General features: G+C 47.6%; 29 protein-coding genes and 1 rRNA gene. All 30 read right to left on the minus strand.

Translation table 11 applies throughout. From position 1 onward, the window contains the following. Window positions 1–14: 14 nt before the first annotated feature. Window positions 15–620: a DUF3189 family protein gene (locus tag JDF658_RS11425; protein ID WP_078666202.1), complete on the minus strand. Its 606-nt coding sequence runs from the start codon at window positions 618–620 to the stop codon at window positions 15–17. Then, entirely contained in the window at window positions 617–1855 is a 1239-nt protein-coding gene (gene spoIIP / locus JDF658_RS11430; RefSeq protein WP_078666201.1) for a stage II sporulation protein P, read from the minus strand. Before spoIIP ends, JDF658_RS11425 begins: the two co-directional genes overlap by 4 nt. Then, window positions 1839–2573 carry a DUF1614 domain-containing protein gene (locus JDF658_RS11435; protein WP_078666200.1) on the minus strand — a complete coding sequence of 245 codons (735 nt, stop codon included), beginning with the start codon at window positions 2571–2573 and terminating at the stop codon, window positions 1839–1841. Before JDF658_RS11435 ends, spoIIP begins: the two co-directional genes overlap by 17 nt. An 87-nt stretch (window positions 2574–2660) precedes the next feature. Next, window positions 2661–3008, minus strand: coding sequence for a rhodanese-like domain-containing protein (locus tag JDF658_RS11440; protein ID WP_159071858.1), 348 nt, complete (start codon window positions 3006–3008; stop codon window positions 2661–2663). Beyond that, entirely contained in the window at window positions 2974–4044 is a 1071-nt protein-coding gene (gene fni, locus JDF658_RS11445) for a type 2 isopentenyl-diphosphate Delta-isomerase (RefSeq protein ID WP_200805680.1), read from the minus strand. Before fni ends, JDF658_RS11440 begins: the two co-directional genes overlap by 35 nt. After that, entirely contained in the window at window positions 3995–4438 is a 444-nt protein-coding gene (locus JDF658_RS11450) for a (deoxy)nucleoside triphosphate pyrophosphohydrolase (protein ID WP_078666255.1), read from the minus strand. The genes fni and JDF658_RS11450 overlap by 50 nt, the downstream gene beginning before the upstream one ends. 13 nt (window positions 4439–4451) lie before the next feature. After that, the gene (gene crcB, locus JDF658_RS11455) at window positions 4452–4817 is read right to left on the minus strand and encodes a fluoride efflux transporter CrcB (protein WP_242946664.1); all 366 of its coding nucleotides are present in this window, start codon (window positions 4815–4817) and stop codon (window positions 4452–4454) included. A gap of 4 nt (window positions 4818–4821) precedes the next feature. Continuing rightward, window positions 4822–5223 carry a fluoride efflux transporter CrcB gene (gene crcB / locus JDF658_RS11460; RefSeq protein ID WP_078666256.1) on the minus strand — a complete coding sequence of 134 codons (402 nt, stop codon included), beginning with the start codon at window positions 5221–5223 and terminating at the stop codon, window positions 4822–4824. A 12-nt stretch (window positions 5224–5235) separates the two neighbouring features. Then, the gene (locus JDF658_RS11465) at window positions 5236–5664 is read right to left on the minus strand and encodes a universal stress protein (protein ID WP_078666257.1); all 429 of its coding nucleotides are present in this window, start codon (window positions 5662–5664) and stop codon (window positions 5236–5238) included. Window positions 5665–5886: 222 nt separating this feature from the next. Then, window positions 5887–7824, minus strand: coding sequence for a ferrous iron transport protein B (gene feoB / locus JDF658_RS11470; protein WP_079907734.1), 1938 nt, complete (start codon window positions 7822–7824; stop codon window positions 5887–5889). A 17-nt stretch (window positions 7825–7841) separates the two neighbouring features. Further along, window positions 7842–8063, minus strand: coding sequence for a ferrous iron transport protein A (locus JDF658_RS11475; protein ID WP_307167151.1), 222 nt, complete (start codon window positions 8061–8063; stop codon window positions 7842–7844). Between the two features lie 137 nt (window positions 8064–8200). Then, window positions 8201–10129, minus strand: coding sequence for a bifunctional 4-hydroxy-3-methylbut-2-enyl diphosphate reductase/30S ribosomal protein S1 (locus tag JDF658_RS11480; RefSeq protein ID WP_159071857.1), 1929 nt, complete (start codon window positions 10127–10129; stop codon window positions 8201–8203). Window positions 10130–10226: 97 nt separating this feature from the next. After that, entirely contained in the window at window positions 10227–10811 is a 585-nt protein-coding gene (locus tag JDF658_RS11485) for a 1-acyl-sn-glycerol-3-phosphate acyltransferase (RefSeq protein ID WP_242946665.1), read from the minus strand. Between the two features lies 1 nt (window position 10812). Further along, on the minus strand, window positions 10813–11484 hold the full coding sequence (gene cmk / locus JDF658_RS11490; RefSeq protein ID WP_078666261.1) for a (d)CMP kinase: 672 nt from the start codon (window positions 11482–11484) through the stop codon (window positions 10813–10815). 80 nt (window positions 11485–11564) lie between these two features. After that, the gene (locus tag JDF658_RS11495; RefSeq protein ID WP_078666262.1) at window positions 11565–12293 is read right to left on the minus strand and encodes a YgcG family protein; all 729 of its coding nucleotides are present in this window, start codon (window positions 12291–12293) and stop codon (window positions 11565–11567) included. A 14-nt stretch (window positions 12294–12307) separates the two neighbouring features. Next, complete coding sequence (locus tag JDF658_RS11500) at window positions 12308–12886, minus strand: LemA family protein (RefSeq protein WP_079907736.1); 579 nt, start codon at window positions 12884–12886, stop codon at window positions 12308–12310. Window positions 12887–13055: 169 nt separating this feature from the next. Next, on the minus strand, window positions 13056–14360 hold the full coding sequence (gene aroA, locus JDF658_RS11505) for a 3-phosphoshikimate 1-carboxyvinyltransferase (RefSeq protein WP_079907737.1): 1305 nt from the start codon (window positions 14358–14360) through the stop codon (window positions 13056–13058). An 11-nt stretch (window positions 14361–14371) separates the two neighbouring features. Further along, window positions 14372–15223, minus strand: a complete 852-nt coding sequence (locus tag JDF658_RS11510; RefSeq protein WP_079907738.1) for a prephenate dehydrogenase/arogenate dehydrogenase family protein — start codon at window positions 15221–15223, stop codon at window positions 14372–14374. A 5-nt stretch (window positions 15224–15228) separates the two neighbouring features. Next, window positions 15229–16245, minus strand: a complete 1017-nt coding sequence (gene aroF / locus JDF658_RS11515) for a 3-deoxy-7-phosphoheptulonate synthase (RefSeq protein ID WP_078666265.1) — start codon at window positions 16243–16245, stop codon at window positions 15229–15231. A 35-nt stretch (window positions 16246–16280) separates the two neighbouring features. After that, entirely contained in the window at window positions 16281–17363 is a 1083-nt protein-coding gene (gene hisC / locus JDF658_RS11520; protein ID WP_242946666.1) for a histidinol-phosphate transaminase, read from the minus strand. 215 nt (window positions 17364–17578) lie between these two features. Then, entirely contained in the window at window positions 17579–18406 is an 828-nt protein-coding gene (gene aroF / locus JDF658_RS11525; RefSeq protein WP_242946667.1) for a 3-deoxy-7-phosphoheptulonate synthase, read from the minus strand. Window position 18407: 1 nt separating this feature from the next. Then, window positions 18408–19181: a tryptophan synthase subunit alpha gene (gene trpA / locus JDF658_RS11530; RefSeq protein ID WP_078666268.1), complete on the minus strand. Its 774-nt coding sequence runs from the start codon at window positions 19179–19181 to the stop codon at window positions 18408–18410. Next, the gene (gene trpB, locus JDF658_RS11535; protein ID WP_200805681.1) at window positions 19174–20364 is read right to left on the minus strand and encodes a tryptophan synthase subunit beta; all 1191 of its coding nucleotides are present in this window, start codon (window positions 20362–20364) and stop codon (window positions 19174–19176) included. The genes trpA and trpB overlap by 8 nt, the downstream gene beginning before the upstream one ends. A 2-nt stretch (window positions 20365–20366) precedes the next feature. Then, window positions 20367–20981, minus strand: a complete 615-nt coding sequence (locus JDF658_RS11540) for a phosphoribosylanthranilate isomerase (protein WP_159071856.1) — start codon at window positions 20979–20981, stop codon at window positions 20367–20369. Between the two features lie 50 nt (window positions 20982–21031). Beyond that, entirely contained in the window at window positions 21032–21949 is a 918-nt protein-coding gene (locus JDF658_RS11545) for a DMT family transporter (protein ID WP_079907744.1), read from the minus strand. After that, a complete protein-coding gene (locus JDF658_RS11550; RefSeq protein ID WP_078666271.1) occupies window positions 21946–22722 on the minus strand; it encodes an indole-3-glycerol-phosphate synthase in 777 nt (258 codons plus the stop codon). The genes JDF658_RS11545 and JDF658_RS11550 overlap by 4 nt, the downstream gene beginning before the upstream one ends. Next, window positions 22719–23741 carry an anthranilate phosphoribosyltransferase gene (trpD, locus tag JDF658_RS11555; RefSeq protein WP_079907746.1) on the minus strand — a complete coding sequence of 341 codons (1023 nt, stop codon included), beginning with the start codon at window positions 23739–23741 and terminating at the stop codon, window positions 22719–22721. Before trpD ends, JDF658_RS11550 begins: the two co-directional genes overlap by 4 nt. Window positions 23742–23760: 19 nt before the next feature. Further along, on the minus strand, window positions 23761–24330 hold the full coding sequence (gene pabA / locus JDF658_RS11560) for an aminodeoxychorismate/anthranilate synthase component II (protein WP_078666273.1): 570 nt from the start codon (window positions 24328–24330) through the stop codon (window positions 23761–23763). Then, window positions 24327–25709, minus strand: coding sequence for an anthranilate synthase component I family protein (locus tag JDF658_RS11565; protein WP_078666274.1), 1383 nt, complete (start codon window positions 25707–25709; stop codon window positions 24327–24329). The genes pabA and JDF658_RS11565 overlap by 4 nt, the downstream gene beginning before the upstream one ends. 229 nt (window positions 25710–25938) lie before the next feature. Further along, window positions 25939–26055, minus strand: a 5S ribosomal RNA gene (rrf, locus tag JDF658_RS11570). Window positions 26056–26179 lie beyond the last annotated feature (124 nt).

Consider the following 26179-nt stretch of genomic DNA (forward strand, 5'->3'; position numbering starts at 1 on the left):
CACTATAAATCACTCTATTCATTATTAACCATCGCAGCCAGGAAGTCAAGGGAAATGCCAGTTATGCCCCAGGCCAGCCAGAAACTTCTTACTACGCGGCAAGCTAAAACCCGGTCAACAGTAATATTTGCTCCGTTTTTTAGAACCCATTTTTTTGTTTCTGTAATCGGTACCAGCTTTTTTACCTGCTCAACCTTGTTGACAATTTGCCAGTAAAAAGTTTGTATCCCTCTTATAACTATTGGTCTACCCAATCTTTCCCAGTGCAATCTCCGGGAAGTATAACCACCTACTACCATTAACCAGTTGACATATGGTAAGGCATCCACCAGTAAATATTCCTCCCTGGTTATGCCTGCTGCCTGAGCAGCCAGATGGATTAAGTCATTCAATTGGTGGCCAAGATTGCGTTTGCCCAAAACATATATTTCCCTTTGTTTATCATCAATCCCAAAGAAAAAAAGGCGCCCGTGGTCATGTTCCCAGGTCCCATCAAATAAAGGCAGTTCCAGCAACTCCTTTTCTCCGGGGACCCTGGTGTTGTCCAGCAGCCCCAGATGCAGGGCAGCTGCTACAACTGATGAATGGGCGCCACCATAACAGTTATAGATTATCTTCACTCTCTTTTTTCCCCACCCTTATTCTCTTTCTTTTTTAACCCCAGGGCACTGGCCAGTTCCCGGGAAGCGAAGTTCCGCAATCTATCCCAGGTAGCTGCCCCAGAGCCGGTCGCTAACAGCAGAAAACCGATACCAGCTGCAATCACCAGTACAATCGCCAGAAAAGCCCCCGTCCAGGAGCCGCGGTTTTCATCACTCAAGCTTAGAGATTTATCAGGGGCAGCTGCACCCGGAGGCGCTGCTCCTGGACCGGTAGTAGTACTTACCCCAACGACCCGGGGTACAGCATCAGCAAACAATTTTACGCCTTCCTGAGCCTGAATTCGGCTATTAGTATGAGATCCAACTTCGATCAAGATTGCCCGTGGCGATAGGTCCTGGTTGTAGTTTCCTTTGGCAATAAAAATGCCTTCTACTAGACCGGGACGGTGTTTATCGAGATATGCTTTAATATTTTTGGCAAAGGTCAGGTTTTCCCCTTTGCGAGGATTTCTGCGTCCCACGACTAGCTTGATCTGCGTAACGTTTTTGCCGTTTATTTTAGCCTGATAAACATCGGGCGGAACAGCATCCCGATGCACATCCACCAGTGCGACAGGGTTTAGCTTTAACAATTCTGTAGCAGTTCTGCGCGAGCGATGATAGGCATTAGCATCATGGGGATCATGTTTGCGCAGACTTTGAACTACATTAAGGCCAATTTGTTTCATTGCAGCTGCATAGGCTTTCCCGACTTTGTAAATCCCGCCATTGCCATATATACTGGACCGACCATCGGTTGGTACATACGATTCATCACTATGACTGTGATAAATAGCTATCAACGGTTTTTTACCACCACCCGCTTGAGCTGGCAAGCTCATCGGTTCATCCCAGGCTGGATTATAAGCCAGCTTTTCCTGCCCAATGTATTTTAATTTAACAACATCACCCTCGATCTTCTCTACTCTGTAATGCTTATTGTCATCCGCAATGTATTCATCTCCGACAAAAACTGGCAGGGCAGTCATATGAATGGTTTTCCCCTGCTCATCTTTAAAGATGTAATATCCTGATTCCCGCTCTGTCTCATCACTGCCACTCAATAAATTTAATGGTTGAAAGACTGGAACTTTGCTGTTCATAGCTAGCCATTGTCCTAAAGTCCCATTGTCCCGGGCATAAATCAAACCTAAAGTCAGAAGAAGGGATACCAAACCACCAATTGCCAACAGCCTATTATTTTTGTTGCTCATCTTTTTCTCCCCCTTTCTTCTGGTCAGCCCCCAGCATACTGGCCATTTCCGGGGTCTTAAGTCCTGCTATCAACTCAGGATCTCGGTTTTCCCGGGCCGGTCCTCCTTGCAGCCGTTCCCTGGTTTCACCTATCAATTCTGCCAGCAAAGCGGCCAGTACGCCGGCCAGTATATACGTATCAAAAGCACCTGCCCCACCAAAACTGACAAATCCGCTTCTACCCTTAGCATAATACCAGACCAGCTGGAAAACATCTGCCAGCATTAACCCCAGTATGGCAGAGATAAAAGCTGAACGCCGGGAGCGTCCTACAACATAGGCTAATACACCCGCTACCAGGGGATAAAAGTAAATAGGATCCATAAACATTGTCTCCGGCTCTGTACCCCCTAAAAATACCGTAGAGAAACTGATTGCAATGGCAACTGCCACAGCTGCTATTAAGGCTCTAAAGATTTCCTTGCCTGTACCAGCTTTTCCCAGTACATAAATTGACAACCCCAGTGGTACCAGCGCTCCACCTACATTCACATCTACTCCTACTAGTCCTCTTGCTACCGGAATTGTAATAAAACTACCAATGATCATTAAGCCGATGACCACCAGTGCCTGTCGGTCAGTGAGCCGCATTCTGTCCAGAATCCGGTGCGCCAGACCAAAATAAATTAACAAAGAAACAATTACTAGAACCAGGGTACCAATCGGCAATCTAGCCACAATATCATCTCCTTTCCTTACTCGTACCATAACATAATTTGCCCTTATTCAGCCTCAGTTATACAGCAATAAAAAAAGTGGGTACTATTACCCACCTAAAAACTTTTTATATCCACCAGCCAGACTCCTGGCTTCCTTATAGCCCTGCATCACCAGAAACATCACTGCATATATCGACTGAACCCCGCCATTACAATACACCACCAGTGGCCGCTCTCTATCCGGAAACAATTCCTGAAACCGATCTGGTAAATCCTTTAACAAGCATTGTTTAGAGCCCGGTAAACCGTTTTGGGCATGTTCTTCTGGTTGTCGTAAATCCAGAAAGTAGGCTTGTTTCAGCCATTCCTGGTTTTTTATTTTATCCGCCAGTACATCAGCTTTGATTAAATAAAAATCCTTAGGCATGGAACGAAGAAATTGCTTTGCATCCATACACATCACCAGCTCTTAACTTCTGCCATTCAGCAGTTTTTCCTGTAATCACTTTGGCGGCAGCTTTTAAATGGGCTGGGCTGGAAACGCCAGTTAGCAAACAGATTATTTTAAGCTGCCGCTGCCATTCCTTGATTTCATTTGCTAAACCTTCAAGACCATTATCCAGATATGTTTTCAAAAAATGCCCGGCTACTCCAACCGCTTCTGCTCCAAGAGCCAGGGCTTTGGCCCAGTCCAGGGGGGTTAGGATACCTCCACTGGCCCAAAGGTGACCCTGGTTCCCACAAACCGCCAAACACTCCAGCAGCGCCCATGCTGTAGGCAGCCCCCAGCTCAGCTGTAACCGAACAGGCAATTGGGCCCGTCTGGCTTCAATAGCAAGGAAGTCCGTTCCTCCGCTGCCGCCAACATCAAAATACTCCACTCCAACTTCCTTCAGTCTTAAAACCGTTTCCCGACTCAGCCCACAGCCTGTCTCTTTGACGATCACAGGCACCCATGATTTTTTTACCAGCTGCTCGATATTGTTTAGCCATTGGGTAAACTTCCTGTCCCCTTCTGGCATCATCAATTCCTGAGTAGCATTCAGATGGACTTGCACACCCTGGGCTCCAATCATCTCAATAGCCTTAAGGGCTAAATCCCAGGATACACCAGCCCCCACATTGGCAAAAACCAGTCCCTCTGGGTTTTCGGTTCTGATTACCTGATAGGTTTTGACCAGTTCCTCATTATATAGAGCGGCATGCTGACTGCCCACTGCCAGGCCGATACCTGTTTCAGCAGCAACCAGTGCTAAATCTCTATTTATTTTTTCACTAGCCGGATGACCGCCAGTAATAGCAGTTATAAACAATGGAGCCTTGCAAATTTTATCAAGAAAACACCAGGTAGTATCAATTTCATCCCAGTCATTAACCGGTAGAGCCTGATGAATCAGATGAACATCTTCAAAACCGGTATAATGCGGGTTATATTCTTCCTTAAACAACTGGATATGTTCCAGTTTGCGCTGTGAACGCTGGTTGTTCAAATCCCGGACCTCCATTGATTATATTTTCCAGAATGGTACGATCGGCAGGAGCAAGTTCCAAATCAAGCGCAGCTTTAGGACTAAACCAACCAATAGCCTGTCCTTCCATGCCTTGTGGCTCTCCTGCCTGCAACTGGCAATGATAGACCAGTAGTAAAACAACCCTATCTTCATAACGGTGCCAGACTACCGTAGCCAGACCTAATATGTGAATATCAATATTCAGCTCTTCTTTAATCTCTCTTTTTAACCCTTCCTCCGGCGCCTCATCAATTTCCAGTTTACCGCCGGGAAATTCCCACATTCCAGCCAGGTGGCTGCCTGGCCGTCTCTGGGCCAGCAGAAGTTCGCCTTCCCGCCAGATGGCCGCTGCCGTTACCACTATTCTCTCCAACCCCCGTACCTCCTTATAAGTTCATGGCAAGATAAAGACCAGCAAATCCACAAATCAGTCCAAAGCTAAAAGAAAGGAAAATATATGAAAAGGCAATCGAATATTTACCTTGTTTTAATAAAGAAATAAATTCATAATTAAGAGTGGAATAAGTAGTAAAACTGCCTAAAAAACCAGTACCAAAAGCAAGCACCACAGTTAATGGCAAATAATTTTTATAACCCAGAACAAGCCCCAGGGCAAAAGAACCTGAGAGGTTAATAACCATCGTGCCCAGGGGCAAGTCTCCCTGCCACCAGCGATTAACCCACTTGCCCAGCCAGTAACGGGAAAGCGCCCCTAAGGCCCCGCCAATTGCTACTAACAGCCACATTTTCATTCCTTTACTCCTTCTCCCTTAAGGTCTGGCCCGTAGTAGTTTCTGCTATAAACCAGCCCAGAAACCCAGCAGCTGCTGCCAGAAAAGCAGTCATCAAAAGATAAGAAAATGCTGTTAAGTAATTGTGCTTTAAAAGTAAAGCAACATTTTCCAGCATAAAAGTGGAAAAAGTAGTGAAAGCACCAAAAAAACCAGTTGCAATCCCAAGACGCCAGTGAGCAGCTAACCCCCAGCTAGTTAAAGATTTTTGCAAGAAGAACGCCAGGCCAAAGGAACCCAGCAGATTTACAATTAAAGTCGCTGTGGGTATACCGATGATAGAAAAGCCCTGTGCCAGCTGGTTAACACTATAGCGAGCAACAGCACCTAGTAGCCCTCCCAAAGCTATCGCCAGTAGGTCTTTCACAATTGCCACCTCCTAGCGAATAACGCTAACTGGACAGGGTGCCTGATAAAGCAAGCGATGACTGACACTCCCCAGGACCATGCCTTTTATATTGCTCAATCCCCGGCCACCAACTACGATATGATCAAATCCCTCAGTTCGAGCATATTTGCTCAGCATTTCTGCCGCATCCCCTTCCAGGACACAGGTGGAAATTTTAATCCCCTTTTGGTTAGCCATGTTTTCTGCCTGGGCCAGGGTTTTGCTGGCTTTCTCTTTTAAAAAAGCATTATATTGTTCAGGGGAAAGGCCAGCAAACAAAGCCAGATCCCGACTAAATCCTACAACACAAACGGCAGTTAGTTTTATTTCTGGCTTTAGCACTGCTAATTCCAGGGCAAATTCCAGAGCCTTAAAACTATGGCTCGAACCATCCAAACCTACTAATATTTTCGATAACATCTCTATCTCCTCCCTGAAGTTATTGTATTATTATCTTTTCCCAAAGTCAAAAGGTCCGGCTTACTGGCCGGACCTTTGATTGCAACTGCCGCAGGCTCCACTGCAGCTACCAATCTGGATTAATACTTTGGCACAACGGGGACACTTCATTTCATTACCCTTTAGTTTAAAACCACACTGTGGACAGGTGTTAGAGATAATATTACATTCATGAGCCATAAATTACGCCTCCTCTCTCTGCGGGAGAAACTTTCCTAACAGAATGGCTAAAACCAGCATACTGCCGAAGAGCAGGTACCCTCCGGCCAGGCCCATTAGATTAAACAGCTGCGCCGTAAGACCTCCAATCAAAAAGGCAATAACTAGAACAGCCGGCCAGATAATCAAGCCTTCCTGTTTGCCCCTTTCCTTAAAAATAACCAGTGCAGAAGCAATACAGGGAACAAAAATTGTAATCGTAATTAAACCAGCTAACTTCTGTAGTGCGGTTAATTCCATGGAAGCAAAACCGGCAGCACCAAAATCTCGACGAACAAAGCCCATGATAAATGCTGTTGCCGCTTCCTTAGGCAAACTTAACCAGCCAACCGTTAAGGGACGCAACCAATCTTGCAACATTTCCAGTGCCCCGGTAATTTGCATAATGCTAATAATAAAGGCGCCAATTGCAAACAAAGGGGTAGCTTCTTTCAGAAAGTGACTGGACTTGGTTGCTGTCTTCTTTAATACATTACTCAGCCGCGGTAAGCGCATGGGAGGTAAGTCGATTAACAGATCAGTAGATCTACCCGGTAATAGCTTATTCAATAAAGTACCTACCAGAGCCAGAAGGGAAAAGATAGCCAGCACATATAATATTACAAATTTTGCACCTAATCCTGAAAGCAGTGCTACGATAACCCCCATCTGGGCAGAACAGGGAATAGCCATAGCAAGGAGGAAAGTCGCAATTCGTCTCTCCCGATCAGAACCAAGCACTCTGGTGACGATAGTGGCCATGGTGACACAGCCAAACCCCAGAATCATCGGGATAACCGCCCGTCCATTCAGACCAATGCTGGTCATAACCCGGTCGAGCAAAGTGGCGATCCGCGGTAGATAGCCACTGTCTTCAAAGATGGATAAGACCAGATAAAAGCCCACCACCAGTGGCAAAAGCAACCCAAAAATATAAGTGACTGTCATGGTCAAAATACCAAATTCACCGATTAAGATGGTACCCAGAGCTGAGTGTTCAGGGATAATACTACCAATTACCTGTCTAATCCAGGGTTCATAGAAACCCTGCATAATGGTTTCCTCTGTAACCCCTACAACATCCTGCGCAATAATTACACCGATAATTTCATACATTCCCCAGAGGGCCAATAGCAAAATGGGAATCCCTGTCAGCGGGCGGATACTCCAGCGTCCCAATCTGGTTGACCAGCTAATACCCTGGCTTGTTTCCCGCTGTACTTTTTCCACCAGCCGGTTAACCCGTTCTCTTCTTCTCCGGTATATTTCCTCCTGCAAATCTCCCGGTGACAGGCCATTTCTCTCCGCTACAATTGGGTCTCCTTCCAGAATTAAAAGAGCTTCTCCCTGGTGCCCCACTTTGGCTGTCATCCATTCCAGTTTATCCTGCAGCCAGGGGTCTATATATCCAGGTCTAGCCTGATTTAGTCCTTCCTGCAATTCTTTGAAGCCTTTTTTCTCAACAGCTACTGTAGGAAATACCGGGACGCCCAGCTCCCTGGATAATAGATCGATATCAATTTCCATACCATTTTTTCGGGCTTCATCAACCATATTCAAAGCCACAATCACAGGTACACCGGTATCTATGATTTGCTGGGTTAAAAACAGGTCTCTTTCCAGGTGAACAGCATCTACAACATTAATCACCAGATCTGCATCTAAAATAATGTCCCGCGCTATCCTTTCTTCATCATTAAAGGAGGAAATACCATAAACACCAGGAGTATCAATTACCACATCTTGACCATACCGACCATGGCTAATTTCCAGGGTTGTCCCCGGGTAATTAGAAACATCCACATACATTCCAGTAAAAGCATTGAAAAAAACCGATTTACCTACATTAGGATTTCCCGCCAGAACTATTTTCCTGGCTCCAGGCGGGATATCCAGTGCCAGGTTACAATGATGGCAATGCATAGAAATTCCCTCTTTCCTTAAAGAATCTCAACCAGAATTTTTTGCGCCAGTTGCCTGCCTACAGCTATCTCCTGTTTTTTGCGGCCGAGAATAATCGGTCCAGCCGGAATAATTTCTTCAACTGACACTATTTCCCCTTCACTAATCCCAAAGCGTAATGCCTGGGCCCGAACTACCGGATTATTAATACTATGTATTCTTACCTTCTGTCCTTTTTTCACCATATCCAGTGGTGCCAAATGGGCCACCTCCATTCACCTCGTTGAGAATGATATTCATTTACTCTATAATTATGATAGTTCATTTGTACTAAATTGTCAAGAGGTCACTAAAAAAGCATTGCCTTTTATATAAGGCAATGCTTGCATCAATCAAATTATGCCTCAGGAACAACTCCCTGAGCCTCTTTTAAGGATAAACTGATACGCTTCTCATCAGATTTTACGTCAATAACCTTTACTAAGACTTCCTGACCTGGCTGTACCACTTCGTCAGCTTTGGCCACCCTCCTATCCGCCAGCTGAGAAAGGTGAATCAAACCATCTACTCCCGGTTCTAACTCTACAAAGGCCCCAAAAGGAACTAACCGCACCACTTTCCCTTTTACAATGGAGCCAACGGTGTATTTTTTCTCTACTGTTTCCCAGGGACTGGGTAAAACCTGACGCCGACTTAAAGATATCTTTTCATTGGCCTGATCTATATCCAGTATTTTTACCTCAATTTCTTCCCCTTCTCTGATCACTTCAGCAGGGTGATCTACATGATGCCAGGCTAATTCAGAAATATGCAGTAAACCATCTATTCCTCCCAGATCTACGAAAGCTCCAAAAGAAGTAATACGGCGTACCTTTCCTTTCACGATTTGTCCAGGAGCAAGAGTAGCCAGTGCATTCGTCTTCTTCTGCAGCTGTTCTTCCTCAATCACTGCTTTCCGGCTGACCACTACTCTGGCTTTCTGCCGGTTAAATTCAATTATTTTGACAGCAACTTCCTGACCAACATATTTTTCTAGATTTTCCACATAACGAACATCAACATGAGAGGCCGGCAAAAATGCTCTTACTCCCAGATCTACCAGTAACCCGCCTTTAATTACTTCAGCCACCCGACCGGTTACTTTTTGTCCGGTTTTGTAGGCTTCTTCCAGGGTATTCATAGCCTTCATGGCATCAGCTTTTTGTTTAGAACAGACGATCCGCCCTTCCATATCTTCAACCTTTAGTACTACTACCTCAATTTCATCCCCAGGTTTTACATATTCTCTGGCGGATTCCACCGGACAACAGGTCAGTTCCCTTAAGGGAACGACAGCTTCTGATTTGGCTCCTATATCCACCAGGACTTCATCGTCACTTACAGACACCACAGTGCCTTTTAACTTTTGCCCCCGGCTAACCCTTTGGAATTCCAGAGCCTCATTGAGCAGCTGCTCCATATCCTGGGGATTTTGTTCTGTCTGTTCGTTCTGACGTATATCGGTCATTTTCTTGACAACCTCCTCTATGATCCAGTCAGGTGTAGAAGCACCTGCAGTTATACCGACCTTATCTACACCTTTAAACCAGTCGGTTTGAATCTCAGCAGCAGTTTCAATCGCATAGGTGGTGGCGCCTGATTCCCGGCAGATGGCTGCTAGTTTTTGAGTATTGGCACTATGAGCACCACCTACAACCAGCATAACTTCCACCTGGCTTGCTAATTCCCGTGCCGCCTGTTGTCTTTCTTCCGTAGCGTGGCAGATGGTGTTAAAAACCCTTACTTCCCGGCCAAAAGTCAGCAATTCTTTAACTACCGCCTGCAATCTGGCTAAAGGCTGTGTGGTTTGAGCCAGAACGCCAATTTTTTTCCCTGGCTTAATCAGTTGAAGATCTTCCGGTTGCTGAACTACAATCCCTTTGCCTTCGGTCCAACCGATGATGCCCTTAACTTCCGGATGTTCGGCTTCTCCTACCACGATAACAGTATATCCATCTGCTTGTAAAGAACGAGCAATTTCCTGGGCCTTTTTGACAAAAGGGCAGGTAGCATCAACTAGCTTTATCTTCAACTCTTCAGCCTTATTTAGAATCTCCGGGCCCACTCCATGGGAACGGATAATCACCACTTCACCAGCAGCAGAATCCAAATTTTCGATAACTTTTATTCCCTGTTCTTCCAGTTTGGCAACAGCCTGCCGGTTATGAATTAACGGTCCATAAGTGTATATTTGACTGCCAGTTTCCCGGGCTGCTGCTTCAGCCACCTGGATGGCTCGTTTCACTCCGAAACAGTAACCGGCAGCGCGGGCTAAGATAATTTCCAACCTGTTCACCCCTGGTTCTGTAAGTATAATTGTTTGTCCATTACCTCAAATTATTCTATTTTCGTCAGAAAAGTCCTGCATTTGCTTAAAAAAAATGTTATTTTTCCCTTAACCTCTTAATTTCAGCCATTATCTGCTGGGCAAATGCCTCCAGTTCCTCTTTGCTTACCTTGCTGCCTGCTGGCCAGGGCGGTTTAATCACCTGACCCACGCGAACAGTAATGGGAGCCAGTAAACGCTGGGTGTTGATTAAGGCCACTGGCAATACAGGAGCCCCTGTCTTAGCAGCCAACATAGCCACTCCCAGTTTGGGCTGTTGTAAATTGCCATCTTTACTGCGCGTACCTTCCGGAAAAATGCCAAAACAGTCCCCCTTCTCCAGGACATCCAGAGCCGCTCTGATCGCTCCCCGGTCACCTGTACCTCTCTTTACAGGAAAAGCGCCCAGATGCCGAATAATCCAGCTAAGTACCGGGACCTGAAACAATTCTTCCTTGGCCAAATAGCTTACCTTCCGATCAAAGGCACAGCCTACTACGACCGGATCCAGATTGCTGACATGGTTAGCAGCAATAATTACTGGTCCCTCTACCGGTAGATTCTTTTCCCCTTCCACTTTCCAGCACCTAACAAACCGTAAATAAGACCGACAAAGCATTCGGGCAAATTGATAAAAATCCACCTTATGTATTCCCTCCCAAACGTTTTAACAATTCATTAACCACTTCTTCGATGGTCATTCCGGTAGTATCAATAATCTGGGCATCTTCTGCCGGTTTAAGGGGAGCAATCTCCCGTCCGCTATCCATTTTGTCCCTTAAAGCCATTTCCTCTAAGAGACTCTCAAAGCTCTGGGTATAACCTTTGCTTTTTAACTCCAAATAGCGGCGGCGGGCCCGCTCTTCCAGAGAGGCAGTCAGAAAGAACTTGTGCTCTGCCTCAGGCAATACCACCGTGCCGATATCCCGACCATCCATTACTACCGGCCACTTTTCTCCCAGTGCCCGTTGCCAAATCGTTAGCTTTTCCCGCACAGCCGGAATACGAGCAACCTGAGATACCGCCTGACTTACCTGAGGCGTTCGGATGGCGTCACTGACATCCTCCCCATCTAAAATCACCCGCAATCCTTCAGTTGCTGGGATCAGGTCCACCTCTGTTTCTGTTAGCATATCAGCGATTTCCTTTTCATCTCCCGGATCCAACCCCTGTTTTAAAACCTTCAGGGTAACTGCCCGGTACATTGCCCCTGTATCTACATATAGATAACCCAGTTGCCGGGCCAGCAAACGGGCAATGGTGCTCTTGCCGGCACCAGCAGGTCCATCAATGGCAATTTGTTGTAGTTTGCTCATCACTCAAACCCCTCTTTCTTCTCTCAGCTATTATAACAAAAACCTGCAGTCAAAGAAAAGAAAAAAGGGGCATTTTGCCCCTACCAGCGCCTTTCTGCTCCACCACCGCCCGATGAGCCGCCGCCAAATCCTCCTCCGCCCCGGCGACCTCCGCCAAAAATAGCCGCATAGAAAAACAAATCCATCAACAAGCGGGTAATCCGGGCGCGGTTGAACAGTACATCCAGTAACAACAAGCCAGCGATAATATAAGCGATAGTAATGTTCTTCCTACTCTCCTTTTGCTCCGGTTCAACAGGCTGTACCAGGTTTTTTACCTGATATTCACGAGCAACTTCCTCTACCAGACGACGGTAGCCATTTTCAATACCCCGATTATAATCGCCCTGCCGGAAGTATGGCAAAACTGATTCATCTAAAATGCGTCCCGCTTTCCCGTCGGGGATGGCCCCCTCCAGCCCATAACCAACTTCGATTCTGACTTCCCTTTCATTGGGAGCGATGAGGAACAGCACGCCATTATTGTGTTCCTTACTGCCAATCCCCAGTCTTCTGAATTCTTCGACTGCTATCTGGCTGATAGGTTTACCTTCCAGAGATGGCAGAGTCATCACAACTACTTGAGCCCCAGGAGTGGCCTGTTCTAAAGCAGCTCCTAGTTGATTGATGCGCCGGGCCACCTCTGGAGATAGAATCTCAGCCCGATCCTGAACATAAATGTCCGCCGACCAGGCAGTGTTAAATATTGCGATTAGAAAAGAAAAGAGTAATATCCAAACGGGGAGTACACGGCGCCAGCTTATCCGCATGCCATTTGCCCCCTTTAACTTTTACCAGAGCCAAAATCCACTTTAGGTGCCTGCTCAGCTCCTGGCTGAGCCTGGAAAAATTCTTTGGCATTAAAGCCAAATACTCCTGCTACCAAATTGGTTGGAAAACTTTTCAGATAGGTATTGTAGGCCTGGACAGCTTTATTATAATCCTGGCGGGCCACGGCGATACGATTTTCGGTACCTGCCAGCTCATCCATTAATTGCCGGAAGTTAGCATCTGCCTTAAGGTTAGGATAATTCTCAACTACCACCAGCAAACGGCTTAATGCGCTATCCAGCTGAGCATTAGCTGTTGCTGCTTCCGCCGGTGTTCTGGCCCCGGCCAGGCGGGATCTGGCCTCAGCAATATTGCCCAGTACCTCTTTTTCATGAGCAGCATAACCTTTAACTGTTTCTACCAGATTGGGAATCAGATCTGCCCGCCGCTGCAGCTGGTTTTGCACTTGAGCCCAGCTGCTTTCCACTTGCTGTTCCATCGTTACCAGGTTATTATAAGTACTGCTCAGACTCATACCCAGAACCAGTACAATCCCCAGTATTACCAGAACAGGAATCCACGCCTTTTTCATAAACAATCCCCCTTTTTAAAGTAAAATAAAGAGACCTTTACCCCTTGTGGAGCAAAGGTCTTGCTGCTAAGGCCAAAACCGGGGTCTAACCCGAGTTGACGATTCTGGCTCCCTGTAGTCAGGGCGCTACTCCCCATTTGCTAATTATATTATATTGATTTTTCTCCTCTCAGTCAAGATTGGCTCCTAATCTTTGCAAACTGGAAACAAAGTCAGGATAGGAAACTGGAATTGCTTCACAACCCGAAACAGTAGTAGTCCCATGCGCTACCAGACCAGCAATTAGCAAAGTCATTGCCATTCTATGATCATGGTAGCTTTCTACCCGGGCTCCCTCTAGTTTAGCCCCGCCTTCAATTATCAAGCCATCGGGCATTTCTTCGATGGTAGCTCCCAGTTTGCTCAGTTCCCGGCTTATAGCAGCCAGACGGTCCGATTCCTTGACCCTGAGCTCTGCGGCATCCCGGATTATGGTCCGACCACGGGCCACCGCTGCCGCCAGAGCCAGTACAGGAATTTCATCAATCAATCTGGGAATAAGCTCCCCTCCTATTTCTACACCCTGTAACTCCGCCGATTCTACCAGCAGGTCTGCCACCGGTTCATCGCCAAATCGGCGATAATTCATCAGTTGAATTCTGGCCCCCATTGCCTGTAAAACATCAAGAATACCGGTACGAGTAGGATTGACACCCACCTGTTTTAAATAAAGGCTGCTATTGGGAATGATACTGGCAGCTACCAGCCAGAAGGCTGCGGAAGAGATATCACCCGGTACCTGTACTGGAACAGCCTGCAATTTCTGTCCGCCCTCAACCCAGAGCCGGTTTCCTTCCTGCCCTATTTCAACACCAAAAGTGCGTAACATTCTTTCCGTGTGATCCCGGCTGACAGCAGGCTCCTGTACCTCTGTTTTCCCTTCAGCCCGCAGCCCAGCCAGCAACAGAGCAGATTTCACCTGCGCACTGGCCACAGCGGAAAGGTGCTGACAGCCAACCAGTTTACCGCCCTGGATGGCCAGGGGAGCCAGCTTACCCTGACTTCGGCCCTGAATCTGGGCTCCCATCTTTTGTAATGGCTCAGTTACCCGGCCCATAGGTCGCCGCCGAATCGAAGCGTCTCCTGTCAGGACGCTGAAGAAATCCGTGCCGGCCAGAATGCCCAGCAGTAGCCGCATGGTAGTACCGCTATTGCCCACATCCAGTACATCAGACGGCTCTTTTAATCCCTGCCAGCCACGCCCATGAACCTTCAGGGCACCTGGTCCAGTTTCCTCGATCTCAACTCCCATCTGGCGCAAACAGGACACTGAGCTGAGACAGTCAGCCCCGGGCAAAAAGCCGCTGATTTCAACAGTGCCTTCTGTTAATGCTCCCAGCAACACTGCCCGATGGGAAATGGACTTATCTCCCGGAATCATCAACTCGCCTTTGATCCCTGCACTGGGTCCTTGAACTCGAATTTGCTCTACCATATCCTTCATCCTTATCCCATATTTTGCCGGTAAACCCTGGCTTGTTCCAGAAGCATACTCAACCGTGTCTCGTCGGTATTACTCAAGGCATCTTTAACTGTTGTTAAAAAGACCTGTAAATCATCAATAGCTGCCAGAATTTCTTCCCTATTGGTCAAAAATATATCCAGCCACATTGGCACCGGACTACCAGCAATTCTGGTCGTATCCCGTAATCCTGGCCCGGCCCATCGTAATGCCTCCTGCCCCAGAGCACATACTACATTGTGCAATAATCCCCCTGCTACCAAATGGGGTAAGTGGCTTAGGCGGGCTGTGATGCGATCATGGTCCCTGGCGGTAATCAGGCGCTCTTTAGCGCCAACGGCCTGTACCATCTCCCTGACCAGCTCCAGGTGTTCCGGACCACAGTTCTCTCCTGGACAGAGAAACCAGGTTGCCCCCTGAAAAAGTCTGGCAGAAGCTGCTGCTATTCCCTTTTTTTCTGAACCGGCCATGGGATGACCGCCAATCCATGCTGTTCCCCGGGGTAAGCAAGCTGCAATCTTCCGTTCCAGTTCCCCTTTAGTAGAACAAAGGTCGGTTAACACCGCGCCCCGGGCCAGGCTGGCTGCCACCGATTCCACCAGTTGCATAGCTGTTCTGACTGGCACTGCCAAGACCACCAGATCAGCAACAGCTACAACTTCAGCCAGTTCCTCCCCAATCTCAATCCCAGGTATTAACCGGGTAGCTTTTTTTCTTACTTCCGGGTCAATATCCCAACCCCTGAGCTGCCAGCTGGTATTTTGACTTAAAGCACTAGCCAATGAGCCGCCCATTAGGCCCAGTCCAATAATGGCTATCTTGCGTACTACTGTCATCGCCTTCACCCCAGCTCTTTTCCCAGTGCTATAGCCAGTTTTCTTACTTGTTCCACCAGATGGGCAAAATTTTCCGGAGTCAGGGACTGGGGTCCGTCGGAGACAGCCTCACTCGGATTAGGATGCATTTCAATCATTAACCCATCAGCACCTGCTGCCAGTCCTGCCAGCGCCATTGGAGTTACCAGTTTCCATTTACCTGTACCATGGCTGGGATCCACCAGAATGGGCAAATGGGAAAGTTGACGAGCAAGAGCTACCGCATTCAAATCCAGGGTATTACGGGTAGAAGTCTCAAAGGTACGGATACCGCGTTCACAGAGAATAACCTGGAAGTTGCCGGCAGATAAAATATATTCCGCTGCCAGCAGCCATTCTTCAACGGTAGCACTCATCCCCCGTTTTAATATAACCGGCTTACCAGCCCTGGCTACCTCCTTCAGAAGCAGGAAGTTTTGCATATTGCGGGCTCCGATCTGCAGAATATCGGCATATTCGGCCACCAGCTCCAGAGAGCGAGGATCCACCACTTCCGTAGCCACCGGCAGGCCGGTTTCCGCTCGCGCTCGGGCCAGTAATTTTAATCCCTCTTCTTCCATGCCCTGGAAGGAGTAGGGGCTAGTACGAGGTTTATAAGCTCCCCCTCGCAAAATACTGGCTCCGGCGGCTTTGGCCAGTCGAGCTGCCGTTAAAATCTGCTCCTCCCCTTCCACCGCACAGGGGCCGGCAATAATCTGCACTTTTCCTCCGCCAATCTGGACATCCCCTACCGTTACTACCGTATCCTGGGGATGAAAATCCCGGCTGGCCAGTTTATAAGGCCGTAAAATTGGTACAACTCGTTCTACCTGGGGTAAAGCCTCCAGAGCCAGACTGGCTGCCAGTTCCCGGTCCCCGATGATGCCCAGGATGGTTCGTTCAATCCCCTGGGACAGATGTACCCTTAGTCCTGCTCGTTCGATCATTTCAATAACCTGATTTTTTTCCTGCTCTCCTGCCTGGGCAGTTAACACAACGATCATCACTACCATCCTCCCATCCTGCTATTTAGTAACAATTAGCTATTAATTACTTCCCTTAAAGCCTGGATAAAGCCTTGATTTTCCTCCGGCAATCCTACTGTGACCCGCAACCAGGTTCCCAGTCCTACATCCCGCACTATATAGCCTTTGCGCAAGAGTTGCTGAAATACTTCAGCAGCCGGACGCCCTACATTAATCAGAACAAAATTGGTATAGGAAGGTACGTATTCCAATCCCAGCTTCTCCAGGGCCGTGTAGAAAAACTGTAATCCCTGGGCATTTAACTCCCGTACCCTTTCCAGGTGGACCTGATCTGCCAGAGCTGCCCGGGCAGCCGCCTGGGCCAGAGCATTCACATTAAAAGGCGGCCTAACCCGTTCCAGGTTTTGCACGATTTCCGGTTTGGTTAAAGCATAACCCACCCGCAATCCTGCCAGTCCATAGATTTTGGAGAAGGTGCGCAAAACAATCACATCCCTGCCCTGGCGCAAATAGTCCAGGCCATCGGGATACTCTTCATTATTGACATATTCATAATAAGCTTCATCGAAAACTACCAGCACTCCTGCCGGAACCCTGGCCATAAAGGCAGCTACTTCCTCTCTGGTCACCATAGTACCGGTGGGATTATTGGGATTGCAGAGAAAAATCATCCTGGTTTTTTCAGTAATCGCCTGAGCCATAGCGGGTAGGTCATGTCGCCAATCAGCCGTCAAAGGTATTTCAACCGGCACTCCCTCCATCATCCTGACCACAGGCTCATAGCGGGGAAATGACGGTTTGGCCATAATCACTTCATCCCCAGCTTCCACATAAGCCAGAGCCAGCAGCTGAATCAGTTCATCGGAACCATTGCCTAAAGCGATCTGTTCAATGGATACCTGCCAGTGTTTAGCCAGGGCCTCCTTCAGATAATAACCATTTCCATCCGGATATAAATTGGTTTTGCCGGCTTGATCCACCATGGCTGCAATAGCCTTTGGTGAAGGCCCGACCGGATTTTCGTTGGAAGCCAGTTTGGCGACCCGGGTAAGTCCTAGCTCCCGCTGAACTTCTTCAATTGGTTTTCCCGGCACATAGACTTTAATTTTTTCTAGAGATTTCCTTGCCTGCACCACACTCTCTTCCCCCCTCTGTAGAAATTTGGCAAAAAGGGCACCCCTGATAGGAGTGCCCGCTGATGGACGGAATGTCCCCATCTGCGTTATTGTTTTCCTCCTACCTGCCTTCCTACCAGTTCTAGTAAAATCTTTACAGTCTACCATCCTACCCAGCAACTACATTGAAACTTACTTTGCTTCATCTTACCATAATCCCATAAATTTTGTAAAGACTAAATTGCTATTTCCCGTCCAATAGCCTGCGCAATCTTCTGCAAATCCTGCATCAGTTTATGAAAGTTAGCCGGAGTAAGAGACTGAGGACCATCACAGAGAGCTTCTGCTGGATTGGGGTGAACCTCAATCAGCAAACCATCTGCTCCTGCTGCAATCGCTCCTTTAGCCATAGCCGCTACCAGCTGCCAGCGGCCGGTAGCATGGCTGGGATCTACAATTACGGGTAAATGGGAAACTTCTTTTACTACCGCAACTGCACTTAGATCCAGCGTATTGCGGGTTGCTGTCTCAAAAGTGCGGATTCCCCGTTCACAGAGGATGATCTGGTCATTCCCCTGGCTCATTATATACTCGGCAGCCAGTAACCATTCTTCAATAGTAGCTGCCAGGCCTCGTTTCAATAAGATCGGCTTCCCAATTCTACCAGCTTCTTTTAAAAGGGCGAAATTTTGCATATTCCGGCTGCCAATTTGCAAAATATCCGCATATTCAGCTACCAACTCCAGATCCCGGGTGTCCATGACCTCGGTCACTACAGGCAAACCGGTCTCCCTTCTGGTTTCAGCCAGCAACTTCAGGCCTTCTTCCATCAAGCCCTGAAAAGCATAGGGAGATGTTCTTGGTTTAAAGGCACCGCCCCTTAAAACCCTGGCCCCGCCTTCTTTAACGGCATAAGCAGCAGCCAGCAGCTGTTCCTTGCTTTCCACGGCACAGGGCCCAGCCATCACTATTATTTCCCTATCCCCGACTTTCAGTTCCTCATTTATGGTTACAACGGTGGCCTGGTCCAAATGCTGTCTTGCCACCAATTTTAATGGAGTCATTTCAACTTCCCTCCTCATCTCCCAGGGCAGCCTTTAACTCACCAATATAAGCTGTCAATTCCCTGAGGGCCCGGGGAGATGTTCCATCTTCTATTAACTTTTTCATCACAGCACTACCAATAACAACCCCATCACAATAGGGCTGAATTTTTTTTATCTGTTCAGGTTTATTAAAACCAAAACCTACAACTACAGGCAGGCCAGAATTTTCCTTGGCGGCCACAAGAAAGTCCGTTAATCTATTCGACAAATGCGTTCGAATTCCTGTAGTGCCGGTTACAGAAATGCAGTAAAGAAAGGGTTCTTTCAGTTTCCGCATCTCCTGCATCCTGGCCACCGGCGTTGTGGGTGCTGCCATAGGAATCTGGGCTAGGCCGTAGGGCTTGAGTATGGGTTCCAACCAGTGGCGTTCTTCCAGAGGAATATCTGGCACAATCACACCACCAATCCCTGCTTCTACCAGCCTTTCTCCTGCCTGGTCTAACTGTAAAAGTGGATTGGCGTAAGTCATAAGCAAGAACGGCACTGTTCTTAGCTCCACTGGTAAGTTTTTTAAACAATCCAGTACTTTTTCCGCAGTTGTTCCAGCCTGTAATGACAGTTTGGCTGCTTCCTGAATAACCGGCCCATCAGCACTGGGATCGGAAAAAGGCAGCCCCACTTCGATCAAATCAGCGCCACCTTCCAGTACAGCTGCCAGAATTTCAGGAAAGAGCTCCATGCGGGGATAACCAGCCGTGAGATAGATGATTAAATTTTTCTTAGCTCTAAGCATCTACCTCACCTCCTAGTTGCTGGAGTGTATGGACATCTTTATCGCCTCGACCGGAAAGACAAATAACCATAATTCTATCAGGTCCAAGTTCCCGGGCCAACGGCAGTGCACCTGCAATAGCATGAGCACTTTCCAGTGCGGGTAAGATTCCTTCCGTCCGACATAGCAATTCCGCAGCCTGTAATGCTTCCTGATCGGTGACTGCCAGGTAGCGGGCCCGCCCGGTTTTATGCAGAAAAGCATGTTCTGGACCTACCCCCGGGTAATCCAATCCCGCTGATACAGAATGTGCTTCCAGAATTTGACCATGAGCATCCTGTAATAAAAAGGTCCTGGCTCCATGCAAAACTCCGGGACGACCACAATTTAGTGTTGCCGCATGTTGCCCCGTAGCCAAACCTTTGCCTGCAGCTTCCACTCCATATAAGGCTACCTGAGTGTCCTGTAGAAAAGGATAAAATATGCCCATAGCATTACTGCCCCCACCGACACAGGCCACAATAGCGTCAGGCAACCGCCCTTCTTTGTCCAGTATTTGTCTTTTTGTCTCCTCCCCGATAATTTTTTGAAATTCCCGAACCAGGGTTGGATATGGATGAGGGCCTACCACCGAACCGATGATATAGTGACAGTGTTCAATTCGGGTAACCCATTGCCGCAAAGCCTCATTGGTGGCATCTTTAAGAGTGCAGCTGCCACTTTGCACAGGCACCACTTCAGCCCCTAAGAGCTGCATCCGTAAAACATTCAGCTGCTGTCTTTCTACATCTTTTGCCCCCATATAAACTGTACATTTTAGATTCAACAGGGCCGCCGCAGTAGCTGTCGCTACTCCGTGCTGGCCTGCCCCTGTCTCGGCTATAACCTCTTTTTTCCCCAGTTTTCTGGCCAGCAACGCCTGACCCAGGGTATTATTGATTTTATGACTGCCTGTGTGGTTCAAATCTTCGCGTTTAAGATAAATTTTAGCCCCACCAGCCAGCTTCGTCAAGTTAGCAGCATAATACAGGGGAGACGGTCGCCCAACATAATCCCTTAACAAATAATTTAACTCTTCCCAAAAAGCCTTATCCTCTTTGATCGCAAAGAAAGCATGTTCCAGTTCCTGTAAAGCAGGAATTGCCGTTTCAGCCACAAACCTGCCGCCAAAATTTCCGAAATACCCTGCTCTTGCCATTACCATAGCTAAAACCTCCTTATGATTGCGGCTACCCTGGCCATTTTTTCAGCATCTTTGATTCCAGGCTGGCTTTCCACCCCGGAATTTACATCCACCAAATCGGGTTGAAAGATTTCTAATAATTTGGGGATGTTTTCTGCATTTAAGCCTCCAGCAATCCAAACTGGTTTGGGCAACCGCAGGTTTTGTAAAACCGTCCAGTCAAAATTCTGGCCTGATCCTCCCCGGTTATTGTCCAGCAGTATAGCTTCCACTACCTGTAGAAAAGGTTCCAGTTCCTTTCGCAGTTGACTGCCATCGCGATAAACCACAGACCAGGCCTTGACTGCTGGCCACTTTAAGGCAGAGCAATAGGCCGGGCTCTCCCGCCCGTGAAGCTGCAACAAATCCAGATTCAAATCCCGAGCCAGATTGTAGGCCTCCGTAACAGGCACATCAGCCACTACCCCCACTTTCCAGCAAGAAGAAGGGACTTTTTCCAGAATGGCCCGGGCTTGTTCCAGGCTAACCCTTCTTTTGCTTTCAGCTCCAATGATGACTCCGATGGCGTTAGCACCGAGGTAAACTGCCTTTTCTGCGTCTTCTACCCTGGTAAGACCACAAACTTTGAATTTCAACAAAAAAATCCCTCCCCAAAGGAAAGAGAGGGTGAAAGACTGATTTAGTTCCCTCATCTCTCCTCAACTCTGCTCTCCTGAGCTATGCTAATACTTCCTGAACTCAAAATAGCGACTGCCAGCATGATAGCTAGCCCCCCACCGATTTGAGAGAGGCTGAGCCGCTCTCCCAGAAACCAGAAAGCGGTCAAGGCGGCAACCACCGGTTCCAACATGGAAATTATCACTGTCTCTGTTGCGGAAATACGTTTAAGGCCGGCAAAATAAAGGCCAAAAGGAATAATAGTAGCGAAAAGGGCAATGTAAATAAAAAACGCCACTGTTTCTACAGAGTTTACCTGGGCCAGCAGCCGCCTGGGACTGTTGATTAGCCACCAGGGTAAGCCCCCAGCCAGCAAAGCCCATCCCAGGGTAGTCCAGGGGGTATATTTCTGTAAAACCTGTTTGCCGTAAACGGTATAGAACGCTGCTGTTACAGCAGATGCCAAACCGGTAAGTAATCCATCCAGAGGAATGCCCTCTAAACTTAGTTCCGGGCCCATTATCATTAGTGCGCTCCCGGTAATCGCCAGGATTAAAGCTAAAAGGCCCCGGAAATCCGGTAACTGTTTCTGCCAAACCCAGGCATACAGAGAAACCAGGACAGGGGAAAGATATTGCAGGAAAACGGCCAGGGCCACATTAACCCTGCTTACTGTATAGAGATAAGTGAACTGCACACCGGCCATCCCTAAAATCCCAAGAATAATGATTTTGCCATAATCCTGTCTCTCAATTTTAAGCAACTGTCTCTGCTTGATTGACAGCCAGGCCAATAACAGCCAGGCCGACAAATTCAACCTAATCTGGACCAAAATCAGGGGATCTACCTGTTTATTAAAGAAATACTTGGCAACTGTTCCTGAAAAGCCCCATAAACCAGCAGCCAGTACTACCATGAAAGCCCCTTTTAAATGTTGATTCGTAATCATTCCCTCCTGCAATCCAGTATTTTTCTGATCACTTCCCCTGGTTCTTGACTGCGCATTAAACGGGTTCCGATTAATAATCCATCTGCACCAGCCGACAGCAATACCTTAGCATCTTCGGCCGTATTGATACCACTGGCGGCAATTACTTTTCTACCCTGGCAGAAAGGAAGCAAGTGCAGGCTACGTTTGAGATCCACCTCTAAAGTAAACAGATCCCGGTTATTAATCAAAATAATTTCTCCATCGGTCTGCTGAACCAGTCCCCAATCCCTTTCATCAAAAATTTCCAGGACCGGCTCAATTCCGACTTGACGACAGCAGGCAACCAGCCTTTGCAAGGTACTCAGATCCAGCAAACGAACTATCAGCAACAGTGCATCAGCTCCGGCCTTTCTGGCTGCATAAACCTGAGCCGGATAAAGGATAAAATCCTTGGCCAGAATCGGAAGCCTTACATGTTTTTTTATTTCAGTTAACAGCTCCAGGTCTCCTTGAAAGAATTCCGGTTCAGTGACAACGGAGATCGCTGCTGCTCCGTTTTGTTCATAAGCCTTTGCCCGTTCAACTGCCTCCTGGCGTAAACCAAGGGGGCCGGCACTGGGGGATGCCAGTTTAATTTCTGCCAGCAGAGCCGGTTTTGTAGCAAAAATTGCTGAGAAGGGGCGTGATTCAGGCAAATCCCTTATACCTTCTTGCCTATAAATGGCGCTTGCTTTTCCCCATCTGGCTTCCACATTGGTTAGGATCTTTTTTAAAAAAGGCGCCTGTTTCACATAGCCACCTCCCTGACCCCAATCTCAGCCAGATAGTTAGCCACTCTGCCTTGTAATATCGCCTCACGGGCTATCCTTACACCCTCTCTCAGGTCACTGATCGTTCCAGCAACCCAGAGGGCCAGCGCAGCATTGGCCACTGTAGCTTCCAGAAGCGGACCTGCCTGGGGTCGGAAAAAGAGGTCCAGTAACATTCTGGCATTTTGCCGCTGGTCCCCACCCTTCAAATCCTGCAACTGACAACCAGCTATTCCTATTTCCTCCGGCATCACGGACTTAATGGTTATTTGTCCATCCTGGACCAGAGCCAGCAAATTTTCCCCAGTGGGTGAGAATTCATCCAATCCGTCTGCTCCGTGGACAACCACTCCTCGCTTCCTTCCCAGCTCTACCATTACTTCAGCAAAGGGTTTAACCCAGCTGGTTGCAAAAACCCCAATCACCTGAGCCTGAGGATGTGCCGGGTTACAAAGAGGGCCCAGCAAGTTAAAAACTGTTCTTACCCCCATTTCCTTTCGCACAGGCATCACTGTCGCCAGAGCTGGATGATAAAAGGGAGCGAACAAAAAGACAAATCCCTGTTCTTCTAAAATCCTGGCTGCCCGTTCCGGTTGATTGGGCAAAGGCAAACCCAGTTCCTCTACCAGATCGGCACTGCCACAGCGACTACTTACGGAACGGTTACCGTGTTTGGCTACTGGTATCCCCAGGGCCGCTGCCACCAGCGCTGCTGCTGTCGATAAATTAAAGGTACCGGCTCCATCCCCGCCAGTGCCACAGGTATCAATGACCAGGGGTAAATTGTGTTTCACCGGGCGAGCAAAACGCAACATGGCCCTAGCCAGAGCCGCCACTTCCTCCGGCCGTTCCCCGCGCAAACGCAGCGCAGCCAGCACAGCCGCAATTTGAGCCGGCAAAGCCTGCCCGGTAAGAATCAAGCTCATAAGCTCTTCAGCTTCCAGTGCGGTCAATATCTGTCCCTGTAAAATTTTCTCCAATAAATCCTTGACTCTACTCAACTCTCCTCAACTCCTTATCCTAATAACTCATCTTCAGAAAATTGCGTAATAAGTCCTTGCCTACTTCGGTGAGAATGGATTCAGGATGAAACTGTACTCCTTCTACTAAAAACTCCTTATGTCTAATCCCCATGATCTCTCCCTGGGCTGTTTCTGCGGTAATCTCCAGACAATCAGGCAAAGTCTCTTTTTCCACAATCAGAGAATGATAACGGGTGGCTATAAACGGGTTGGGCAATCCGGCAAAAACCCCCTTGCCATCGTGATATATTTCAGAAGTCTTACCATGCATCAGTCGCTCTGCCCTGACCACCTTACCTCCAAAAACCTGGCCGATGGACTGATGTCCCAGACAGACTCCCAGGATGGGGATTTTACCAGCAAAATATTTAATCACATCCAGGGAAATTCCGGCTTCATTGGGAGTACATGGTCCAGGACTGATGACAATATGTTGCGGCGAGAGATCTTCTATTTCTTCAACCGTAATTGCATCATTGCGAAATACCCTGATTTCCTCCCCCAGTTCCCCCAGGTATTGAACCAGATTGTAAGTAAAAGAATCGTAATTATCAATCATTAAAATCATTCAATTTTTACCTCCCAGCCAAGTGCTTTAAACATTGCATTGCCTTTATGAATTGTTTCCCAGTATTCACGCTCGGGATCAGAATCAGCCACAATCCCTGCTCCTACACGAACCTGGGCCTGATTTTTCTGCATAACAATAGTTCTGATCGCAATACAGGTATCAATATCGCCGGCAGAACTAAAATAGCCAATTGCTCCAGCATAAAGCCCCCTGCCATCGGCTTCCAGCTCATTAATTATTTCCAGGGCTCTTACCTTTGGAGCACCACTTACTGTTCCTGCCGGAAAACAGGACCAGAAGGCATCCACACTATCATACTCATCCCCCAGTTCACCATGTACAGAAGAAACCAGGTGCATGACATGAGAATATTTTTCGATTTTATAAAAATCTTTCAACCTTACAGTCCCGGAACGGGCCACTTTGCCGATATCATTTCGACCCAGATCAACCAGCATTAAATGTTCTGCCCGTTCCTTCTCATCCCCTAATAATTCTGCTGCAATCTTGCTGTCTTCTACATCAGTCCGTCCGCGTGGTCGCGTCCCGGCGATCGGGCGCGTTTCAATCCATCCATCTTTTACCCTTACCAGCATTTCCGGTGATGATCCTATAATCTGGTAATCACCCATTTGTAAATAATAGTGGTAAGGGGAAGGATTAAAATTGCGTAGATCTCTGTACACATCTAAAGGCTGACGAGTAGTTAACCCGTAAAAAGGCTGAGATAGAACTACTTGAAAGATATCTCCTGCGCTAATATAGTCTTTAGCTTTTTCCACCATATTTAGAAAATCCGCTTTTGCATATAAAGCTTTAGCTGGCTGGATTGTGGGATTCTGCTTGTCCTTAGACAGAGCAACTGCCTGAATCTGTTTAAGTTGTTTGATGATTTCCTCAACCTCGCGGTTTAAACCCGGGCTGTTAACAATTACTTTGCATTGTTTTTCCTGTCTATCAAGAATAATCACGTTTCTGGGTCTTAGCAAGATCGCGCCAGGAAATTGAAAAATGTCCTTTTTCCGCCCACACTCGTTCAGCCGGTGCTCTTTTTCCCGATAGGCCATATCGAAGGAAATACAGCCCACAAATCCATTATAAAATGGTTCAAGTTCTTTTAACAGGGGAAATTTATTCTTTTTTAATAATTTCGATAATTCTTCCCTATCATCTGCAAAGATATACTCTTCACCATCCCAGCCGATGATAGTATAACGTGCCAGTTTCTGGGGTCCTTCAGAACTCTCCAGCAAAAAACCAGTTCCTGAACCAACTAATTGTTCAAAAATGAGAGATGGGTCCTGTAACCAGTGATCTTGCGCCGCAATTATTCTGTAAGCAGGCAAATCCCACTGAGATTCCTGAACTGGGTACAAAAAAATCTCCTCCTTTCGAGGAGATGAAGATAGCCAAAAAAGCCCATACCAAAAAGGCTGGGCTTTCTTTCTAACCCTTTCCCTTCTCGGCTCTCCTCATCTCTCCTCAACTCATCCATGCTCAATGATATTTAGTTGTATATATATTACCATCGTACAAGTTTTTAAGTCAATATGCTTACGAAAAAATATAAAAATCACCCCTGAACATATCGTTCAGGGGTGAATCGTCCGGCAGCGACCTACTCTCCCAGGACCCTGCGGTCCAAGTACCATCGGCGCTGGTGGGCTTAACTGCCGTGTTCGGTATGGGTACGGGTGTTGCCCCACCGCCATTACCACCGGACTATTCTTTTAAGGGATAAGTTACTGCTCCCTCAAAACCGCACAGAGTTCTTTTGAGGTTAAGACCTCGACCTATTAGTACCGGTCCGCTCAAAGCCTTGCGGCTCTTACACTCCCGGCCTATC

It is taken from the genome of Carboxydocella sp. JDF658 (genome assembly GCF_002049395.1).
Lineage (GTDB): Bacteria > Bacillota.

Coding starts and splice junctions, on each gene's coding strand:
- JDF658_RS11545 (WP_079907744.1), bottom strand. CDS start 21,949: ATGATTACGAATCAACATTTAAAAGGGGCTTTCATGGTAGTACTGGCT.
- JDF658_RS11500 (WP_079907736.1), bottom strand. CDS start 12,886: ATGAAAAAGGCGTGGATTCCTGTTCTGGTAATACTGGGGATTGTACTG.
- JDF658_RS11465 (WP_078666257.1), bottom strand. CDS start 5,664: ATGTTATCGAAAATATTAGTAGGTTTGGATGGTTCGAGCCATAGTTTT.
- crcB (WP_242946664.1), bottom strand. CDS start 4,817: ATGAAAATGTGGCTGTTAGTAGCAATTGGCGGGGCCTTAGGGGCGCTT.
- feoB (WP_079907734.1), bottom strand. CDS start 7,824: ATGCATTGCCATCATTGTAACCTGGCACTGGATATCCCGCCTGGAGCC.
- JDF658_RS11440 (WP_159071858.1), bottom strand. CDS start 3,008: ATGGATGCAAAGCAATTTCTTCGTTCCATGCCTAAGGATTTTTATTTA.
- cmk (WP_078666261.1), bottom strand. CDS start 11,484: ATGAGCAAACTACAACAAATTGCCATTGATGGACCTGCTGGTGCCGGC.
- pabA (WP_078666273.1), bottom strand. CDS start 24,330: ATGATTTTAATGATTGATAATTACGATTCTTTTACTTACAATCTGGTT.
- trpA (WP_078666268.1), bottom strand. CDS start 19,181: ATGCTTAGAGCTAAGAAAAATTTAATCATCTATCTCACGGCTGGTTAT.
- spoIIP (WP_078666201.1), bottom strand. CDS start 1,855: ATGAGCAACAAAAATAATAGGCTGTTGGCAATTGGTGGTTTGGTATCC.
- aroA (WP_079907737.1), bottom strand. CDS start 14,360: ATGGTAGAGCAAATTCGAGTTCAAGGACCCAGTGCAGGGATCAAAGGC.
- aroF (WP_242946667.1), bottom strand. CDS start 18,406: ATGACTCCATTAAAATTGGTGGCAAGACAGCATTTGGACCAGGCCACC.
- trpB (WP_200805681.1), bottom strand. CDS start 20,364: ATGGTAATGGCAAGAGCAGGGTATTTCGGAAATTTTGGCGGCAGGTTT.
- JDF658_RS11495 (WP_078666262.1), bottom strand. CDS start 12,293: ATGCGGATAAGCTGGCGCCGTGTACTCCCCGTTTGGATATTACTCTTT.
- aroF (WP_078666265.1), bottom strand. CDS start 16,245: ATGATCGTTGTGTTAACTGCCCAGGCAGGAGAGCAGGAAAAAAATCAG.
- JDF658_RS11510 (WP_079907738.1), bottom strand. CDS start 15,223: ATGACAGTAGTACGCAAGATAGCCATTATTGGACTGGGCCTAATGGGC.